We start from the raw sequence: 8068 nt of genomic DNA on the forward strand, positions 1-8068 counted from the left end.
GTGCCGGCCGTCACCTACCCCGAGCAGCTGCCGGTCAGCCAGAAGAAGGACGCGATCGCGGAGGCCATCCGCGATCACCAGGTCGTCATCGTGGCCGGTGAGACCGGGTCCGGCAAGACCACCCAGATCCCGAAGATCTGTTTGGAGCTGGGCCGGGGCGTGCGCGGCATGATCGGGCACACCCAGCCCCGCCGGATCGCCGCCCGGACCGTCGCCGAGCGGGTCGCGGAGGAGCTGCGGACGCCCCTCGGGGAGGCCGTGGGCTGGAAGGTCCGCTTCACCGACCAGGTGAACCCGGACGCCACCTTCGTCAAGCTGATGACGGACGGCATCCTGCTCGCCGAGATCCAGACCGACCGCGAGCTGCGCGCCTACGACACGATCATCATCGACGAGGCCCACGAGCGGTCCCTCAACATCGACTTCCTGCTGGGCTACCTCGCCCAGCTGCTGCCGAAGCGCCCGGACCTGAAGGTCGTCATCACCTCGGCGACCATCGACCCCGAGCGCTTCTCCCGGCACTTCGGCGACGCCCCGATCATCGAGGTCAGCGGGCGGACGTACCCGGTGGAGGTCCGCTACCGCCCCCTGCTGGAGGAGGAGTCGGACGACGCCGACCGCGACCAGATCACCGCCATCTGCGACGCCGTCGAGGAACTCCAGGCCGAGGGCCCCGGCGACATCCTCGTCTTCCTCTCCGGCGAGCGGGAGATCCGGGACACCGCGGACGCCCTGGAGAAGAAGTACGCCCGCGCCGGAGGCGCTGACGGGCAGCGCACGGAGGTGCTCCCCCTCTACGCCCGGCTCTCCCACGCCGAGCAGCACCGGGTGTTCCAGCCGCACACCGGGCGCAGGATCGTTCTGGCGACCAACGTCGCCGAGACCTCCCTGACCGTCCCGGGCATCAAGTACGTCATCGACCCCGGCTTCGCCCGGATCAGCCGCTACAGCCACCGCACCAAGGTCCAGCGGCTGCCGATCGAGCCGGTCTCACAGGCCAGCGCCAACCAGCGCAAGGGCCGCTGCGGCCGCACCAGCGACGGCATCTGCATCCGGCTGTACTCCGAGGAGGACTTCCTCGCCCGCCCGGAGTTCACCGACGCGGAGATCCTGCGGACCAACCTGGCCTCCGTCATCCTGCAGATGACCGCGGCCGGCCTCGGCGACATCGAGAAGTTCCCCTTCATCGACCCGCCGGACCACCGCAACATCCGCGACGGCGTGCAGCTGCTGCAGGAGCTGGGCGCGCTGGACCCGGCGCAGAAGGACCCGCGCAAGCAGCTGACGGAGACCGGCCGCAAACTGGCCCAGCTGCCCGTCGACCCCCGGCTGGCCCGGATGGTCCTGGAAGCCGACAAGAACGGCTGCGTCCGCGAGGTCATGGTCATCGCCGCCGCGCTGTCCATCCAGGACCCGCGCGAGCGCCCGGCCGAGAAGCAGGCCCAGGCCGACCAGCAGCACGCCCGCTTCAAGGACGAGACCAGCGACTTCCTCGCCTACCTGAACCTGTGGCGGTACGTCCGCGAGCAGCAGAAGGAGCGGGGCTCGTCGTCCTTCCGCCGGATGTGCAAGCAGGAGTACCTGAACTTCCTGCGCATCCGCGAATGGCAGGACATCTACACCCAGCTGCGCACGGTCGCCAAGCAGATGGGCATCCACCTCGCCGAAGAGGATGCCCCGGCCGACCGCATCCACGTCTCCCTCCTCGCCGGCCTCCTCTCCCACATCGGGATGAAGGACGTGAAGGACGGCAACAAGAACGAGTACCTGGGCGCCCGCAACGCCAAGTTCGCGATCTTCCCGGGTTCGGCGCTGTTCCGGAAGCAGCCGAAGTTCGTGATGTCGGCGGAGCTGGTGGAGACCAGCCGCCTCTGGGCGCGGGTCAACGCGAAGATCGAGCCGGAGTGGGTCGAGCCGCTGGCCGGGCACCTGCTGAAGCGGACGTACAGCGAACCGCACTGGGAGAAGGACCAGGCGGCCGTGATGGCGTACGAGAAGGTCACGCTGTACGGCGTGCCGATCGTCGCCCAGCGCAAGGTGAACTACGGCCGGATCGACCCCGAGGTCTCCCGCGAACTGTTCATCCGCAACGCGCTGGTGGAGGGCGACTGGCGCACGCACCACAAGTTCTTCGCCGACAACCGCAAGCTGCTCAGCGAGGTCGAGGAGCTGGAGCACCGCGCCCGGCGCCGGGACATCGTGGTCGACGACGACACGCTCTTCGACTTCTACGACCAGCGGGTGCCCGAGCACGTCGTCTCCGGCGCCCACTTCGACTCGTGGTGGAAGCACAAGCGCCACGAGCAGCCGGACTTCCTGGACTTCGAGCGGGAGATGCTCATCCGGGAGTCGGCGGAGGCGGTCACCAAGGCCGACTACCCCGACACCTGGCGGCAGGGGCAGCTCACGTTCCGGGTGACCTACCAGTTCGAGCCCGGCGCGGACGCCGACGGCGTGACGGTGCACATCCCGCTCCAGGTCCTCAACCAGGTCACGGACGAGGGCTTCGACTGGCAGATCCCGGGCCTGCGCGAGGAGGTGGTGACCGAGCTGATCCGTTCGCTGCCCAAGCCGGTCCGCCGCCACTACGTACCGGCGCCGAACTACGCGAAGGCGTTCCTGCAGAAGGCGGTGCCCCTCCAGGAGCCGCTGACGGTGACGATGGCGCGCGAGCTGAAGCGGATGGTCGGTGTGCCGTTCGAGGCGGAGGACTTCGACTGGACGAAGCTCCCCGACCACCTGAGGATCACCTTCCGGATCGTCGACGAGCGGCGCCGGAAGCTGGCCGAGGACAAGGACCTGGAGGCGCTCAAGCTCCGGCTGAAGCCGAAGGCGCGCCAGGCCCTGTCCCAGGCCGCGGCGGCGACCGCGTCCCGCGAGGGCGGGGAGTCCCTGGAGCGCAAGGGCCTGACGGACTGGACGATCGGGTCCCTCACCCGGGTCTTCGAGACCCGCCGGGCCGGCCAGCCGGTCAAGGCCTACCCGGCGCTGGTGGACGAGGGCGACACGGTCTCGGTCCGCCTGTTCGACACCGAGGCGGAGCAGGCGGAGGCGATGTGGAAGGGCACCCGCCGGCTGATCCTGCGCAACATCCCGGTCAACCCTGCGAAGTTCGCGTCCGAAAAGCTGACGAACGCCCAGAAGCTGGCGCTGTCCGCCAATCCGCACGGCTCGGTCCAGGCCCTGTTCGACGACTGCGCCATGGCGGCGGCGGACAAGCTGATCGGGGACTTCGGCGGACCGGCGTGGGACGAGGAGTCGTACCGGAAGCTGTACGACAAGGTGCGCGCCGAGATCGTGGACACCACGGTGCGCACGGTCGCCCAGGTGCAGCAGGTACTGGCCGCCTGGCAGGCCTGTGAGCGCCGCCTGAAGTCCGTGCGCAGCCCGGTGCTGCTCGCGAACCTCACGGACGTCCGCAAGCAGCTGGACGCCCTGGTGAAGCCCGGCTTCGTGACCTGGGCGGGCATACGGCGCCTGCCCGACCTGATGCGCTACCTGGTGGCCGCCGACCGGCGCCTGCAGCAGATGCCGACCAACGTCCAGCGGGACACGACCCGCATGGAGAAGGTCCACGAGATGCAGGACGAGTACGCCTGGCTCCTGGAACAGCTCCCGAAGGGCCGGCCGGTCCCGTCCTCGGTGCTGGAGATCCGCTGGATGATCGAGGAGCTGCGGGTGAGCTACTTCGCCCACGCGCTGGGCACGGCGTACCCGGTCTCGGACAAGCGGATCGTGAAGGCGATCGACGCGGCCGTCGCGTAACCGCTCACGTACGGAGGGTGAGTTCGACCAGGACCCGCACCCTCCTGTACAGTCCTTCTCGCAGCGCAACGCACCGACAAGCGCCGCGAAACCTGGTCCTGTGGAGCAGTTTGGAGTGCTCGCCACCCTGTCAAGGTGGAGGCCGCGGGTTCAAATCCCGTCAGGACCGCACCGAGGAAGGCCCGTCATCTCACGATGACGGGCCTTTCGCATGCCCACCACCCACCACCCACCGCCCACCACCCGCCACCCGTCGCCTCGGCCAGCCCGGCGTCGGTGGGGGCGGCGTGGTTCCGGGCCGAGCGGTCGGCCTCGGCAGCGGCCCGGTGGGCCCCGGAGGGGTCCGACCCGGCCCGCCGCCCGGGAGGCCGTAGCGCCCGGGTCCGCGCCGCCGTCCACCAGGCCGTCACCGACCTGATCGCCGAACGCGGTCACGGCACCTTCGCGGTGGCGAGGTCGCCGTCCGCGCAGGCGTCGCCGACAGCAGCGTCTACCGCCACTGGGGCTCCCTGGAGGCACTGCTGATGGACGTGGTCGTCAGCCGCCTGACCGAGCAGTCACCCATGCCCGACACCGGCAGCCTCGGCGGCGACCTGCGCGCCTTCGCCGCCAAGGCCGCCGAGGACGTCACCGGGCCGGACGGCCTGGCCCTGCTGCGCACCGTCGTCACCGCGCCGGCCACCGGTCCTGACGGCGCCTCCGCCCGCGACCGCTTCCTGTCCGTCCGCTCCGAGCAGCTGAAAAGCATGCTGGAGCGGGCCTGTTCCCGCGGAGAGGTCGCCCCCGGCGTGCTGGAGGTGCTGGACGGCGCCCTGGCGCCCACCGCTCCGTGCGGCGCGCGGCCTTGACGGGGTCACATTCCCTCGGTACCCAGGGAGCAGGACCCGTTCCTCCTGTGCGGCTCCCGGAGGTGGCGTATGGCGGCGTCGGTCAGGCACGAGACGCGGGCGCTCCTGAGGGCCCATCTGTCGGCCGCCTCGTCCTACGGGCACCTCACGCGCCACTGTCCGATCTGCCACCACCTGCTGCGGCTGGCGATGGACGCCGGCCCGCGCGGCCAGGAGGGCGAGCAGGAGGCCGTCGAGGAGGAGGCTTCCGGCGAGGCGTGACCCTCCGCCGGCCCAACCGCCGTACGGGCGTGGGAGTCTGAGGGCATGCATCACCACCCGGCGCTCCTCTAACCCACGCGGGCCGCACCCAACAAGCGCCTTGGCATGTGACGGGAGTCACCGCATGAGTTTTTGAAAGTGCGGCACTTACCCCCGCCATACAAAGGGTCAATTTAATATGTGCAATTGCACCACTCGCCCGGTCGGCCCCAGCGGTTCCGACAGGCCTCCCCAGACTCCTACAGGCAGGCGCACAAAAAAGATCGCGCTGGACCCGGCGGAGTCCAGCGCGATCGACGACGCACCCTGTGTCGCTGCCTACGACGTTCTGTTCGGCTTGGGCGAGGGCCCTGTTGGGGCAGGTCCCGCGTCGTGTGGAGCTAGCGTCCCGGACGCCTCGGCCGGTTGGGGGACCGACCGTCTTGCCCGGTTATGGAGTTGTTCAGGCCTCGCTGCGCTGCTGCGGGATGCCCGCGAGCAGAGCGCGGACCTCGGCCTCGCGGTAGCGGCGGTGCCCGCCGAGCGTGCGGATGGACGTGAGCTTGCCGGCCTTCGCCCACCGCGTGACCGTCTTGGGGTCGACACGGAACATGGTGGCGACCTCAGCCGGGGTCAGCAGCGGCTCGGCATCAGGGGTGCGAGCGGTCATGAGCGGCCTCCTCGGGAGAACCGAACCTTCTCGGTTCTTTCCTCTAAATTCTGCACCTTGACCCGCGTTGCCCGAAATGGCGGACGCGAGTCGAGTCGGTTATAGGACGAACGGCTTGTCCTCGGCACTACAACTACACCATCTGTCCAGCCGCGTCGGCCAAACCGATGGAATTGCCCTCCCAGGTGTTCATCAGCGACGGAAGCCGATGGACCATGCCATAGCGGACAGTCACGCCACTGTGACGATCAGTCACAGGGGCGATCAGGAGTCACCAGACCCCCCAAAGCGTGCAATGCTGAGATTCCGCCCATCATGGAGCACAGTTGGGCGGACGGAGCCCTCCCCGGACTCCTTGTCCTATTTTGGCACGAGGGATGGCAAGAGGCGCAAGGGCCGGGTAAGTGCCATCCATCACCCTTGGGACAAAAGTCCAGATCGGGACCAACATCCCGTCAGGTGGTCTAAGCGAGTAGAACGTACGTCGTCCGGCCCCGATTTGACCGTGACGTACGTCACTCAGTTCGCGGAACGCCGGTCCCGCACCGCCCGCCACCGCTCCACCAGCCGCCCGTACGCCTCCCCGGCAGCCATCCCGTCACCCCGGCGCAGCGCCTCGATACCGGCCGCCACGTCGGCCGCCGAATGGTCGTCCTCCAGCTCGCCCGCCGGCAGCACGTGCACGAGGCCGCCGTAGTCCAGCTCCACCAGGGAGCGCGGGTGGAACTCCTCCAGCCAGCGGCCGACGTCCACCAGGCCGTCGACCAGCGGGCCCTCCTCGACGGTGTCCCGCAGCGCGCGCAGCCCCCGCGCCACCCGGCGCCGGGCCTGCACCATCGGCGTGCGGTAGCGCAGCACCGGCGGCACCTGGGCGGTGCCCTTGTCGTAGCGCCGCTCCTCGTCGGAGACCAGCACGAACCAGTTCAGCGGCACCTGCCAGGTCGCCGTCCGGATCCACGGGCGCGCGTCGGGGTTGCGGGCGAGCCAGCGTTCGTAGTCCTGGGCGGCCTGGCGGCGCACCACCGACGGCAGCACCGCGTCGAGCACCGGCGGCGGCAGCTCCCCGGCCAGCCCGTCCAGCGCCTGCCAGCCGCGCAGCCGGGTCCGCCAGGGGCACACGCAGACCACGCCGTCGACCTCCAGCACGAAGGCGTCGCCGCTCTCGTGCACCGGCACCGCGATCGGCGGGACGGGCAGCAAGTCCGCCAGGGACCGGCGCAGTTCGTCCTGGTACGAGGGGCGGTCGGAGCGGCGGGCGTAGTGCGCCCAGTGGCTGCGCTCGGGCTCGGGGAAGGCACCCAGCGGTTCGTACACGCGCAGGTACGCGGCATAGGGGACGACCACGGAGGACACCTTCGGCACGCCTGCACCCTCCCCAACGGACCCGGCTCGAAACCCCGGCAAATCGTGTCACGGTCATACGTGCGCCGAAGGCCCGGGAGAGTGATCCTGAACACTGCGCGGATGGTGAGGGAACCGAGGCTCTACGCTCATGCCACGGTTCCCCGCCACCCGTACGGGGACCGACCCCACTCGCCGCTAAGTACACAGGAGTCACCACAGTGACCGACGTAACCGGCGCGCCCGCTGATGTCCTGCACACCCTGTTCCACTCGGACCAGGGCGGCCATGAGCAGGTCGTGATCTGCCAGGACCGGGCCAGCGGCCTCAAGGCCGTGATCGCCATCCACTCCACCGCCCTGGGCCCCGCCCTCGGCGGCACCCGTTTCTACCCGTACGCCACCGAGGCCGAGGCCGTCGCCGACGCCCTCAACCTCGCGCGCGGGATGTCGTACAAGAACGCCATGGCCGGCCTCGACCACGGCGGCGGGAAGGCCGTGATCATCGGCGACCCCGAGCGCGACAAGAGCGAGGAGCTGCTCCTCGCCTACGGCCGGATGGTCGCCTCGCTCGGCGGCCGCTACGTGACCGCCTGCGACGTCGGCACCTACGTCGCCGACATGGACGTCGTGGCCCGCGAGTGCCGCTGGACCACCGGCCGCTCCCCCGAGAACGGCGGCGCCGGCGACTCCTCGGTGCTCACCGCCTTCGGCGTCTACCAGGGCATGCGCGCCTCCGCCCAGCACCTGTGGGGCGACCCCTCGCTGCGCGGCCGCAAGGTCGGCGTCGCCGGCGTCGGCAAGGTCGGCCACCACCTGGTGAAGCACCTGCGGGACGAGGGCGCCGAGGTCGTGATCACGGACGTGCGCGCCGACGCCGTGCTGCGGATGCTGGAGCAGTACCCCGAGGGCGTGACGGCGGTCACCGACACCGAGGCGCTGATCCGGGTGGAGGGGCTCGACATCTACGCGCCCTGCGCGCTCGGCGGCGCCCTGAACGACGACTCCGTCCCGGTGCTCACCGCCCGGGTGGTCTGCGGTGCGGCCAACAACCAGCTGGCCCACCCGGGTGTGGAGAAGGACCTCGCGGACCGCGGGATCCTCTACGCGCCGGACTACGTGGTCAACGCCGGCGGGGTCATCCAGGTGGCCGACGAGCTGCACGGGTTCGACTTCGACCGGTGCAAGGCGAAGGCGGCGAAGAT

At 70.1% G+C, this 8068-nt stretch carries 5 protein-coding genes, 1 tRNA gene and 1 pseudogene; 5 read left to right on the top strand and 2 right to left on the bottom strand.

Features of this window, described 5'->3' with window-relative positions; all coding sequences use genetic code 11:
• From hrpA to IE312_RS32760, 4 genes and pseudogenes are all read left to right on the top strand, one after another.
• Nucleotides 1-3765, top strand: a 3765-nt coding sequence (gene hrpA, locus IE312_RS32745) for an ATP-dependent RNA helicase HrpA (RefSeq protein WP_229900712.1), incomplete at its 5' end; no start/stop codon positions are given.
• 94 nt (nt 3766-3859) lie between these two features.
• A tRNA-Asp gene (locus IE312_RS32750) sits at nt 3860-3934 on the top strand.
• A gap of 107 nt (nt 3935-4041) precedes the next feature.
• Nucleotides 4042-4586, top strand: a pseudogene (locus tag IE312_RS42905) (TetR/AcrR family transcriptional regulator); the annotation flags it as partial.
• Between the two features lie 96 nt (nt 4587-4682).
• On the top strand, nt 4683-4874 hold the full coding sequence (locus tag IE312_RS32760) for a DUF6274 family protein (protein WP_189985875.1): 192 nt from the start codon (nt 4683-4685) through the stop codon (nt 4872-4874).
• Between the two features lie 442 nt (nt 4875-5316).
• On the opposite strand, the gene bldC is transcribed toward IE312_RS32760, so the two are convergent.
• Together bldC and IE312_RS32770 are read right to left on the bottom strand one after the other, a co-directional pair.
• Nucleotides 5317-5523 (bottom strand): developmental transcriptional regulator BldC, encoded by a 207-nt coding sequence (gene bldC, locus IE312_RS32765; RefSeq protein ID WP_003949541.1) that lies wholly within the window; start codon nt 5521-5523, stop codon nt 5317-5319.
• A gap of 519 nt (nt 5524-6042) precedes the next feature.
• Nucleotides 6043-6885 (bottom strand): DUF8083 family protein, encoded by an 843-nt coding sequence (locus IE312_RS32770; RefSeq protein WP_189985876.1) that lies wholly within the window; start codon nt 6883-6885, stop codon nt 6043-6045.
• Between the two features lie 200 nt (nt 6886-7085).
• Between IE312_RS32770 and IE312_RS32775 the strand changes: the two genes are divergently transcribed.
• A partial coding sequence (locus IE312_RS32775; protein WP_229900713.1) for a Leu/Phe/Val dehydrogenase occupies nt 7086-8068 on the top strand: 983 nt, incomplete at its 3' end.

Origin of the sequence: Streptomyces capoamus (assembly GCF_014654935.1) — a bacterium.
Taxonomy (GTDB): domain Bacteria; phylum Actinomycetota; class Actinomycetes; order Streptomycetales; family Streptomycetaceae; genus Streptomyces; species Streptomyces capoamus.

Excerpts from the sequence above, each read along its gene's own strand:
- bldC (WP_003949541.1), bottom strand. The coding sequence starts at position 5,523 with ATGACCGCTCGCACCCCTGATGCCGAGCCGCTGCTGACCCCGGCTGAG.
- IE312_RS32760 (WP_189985875.1), top strand. The coding sequence starts at position 4,683 with ATGGCGGCGTCGGTCAGGCACGAGACGCGGGCGCTCCTGAGGGCCCAT.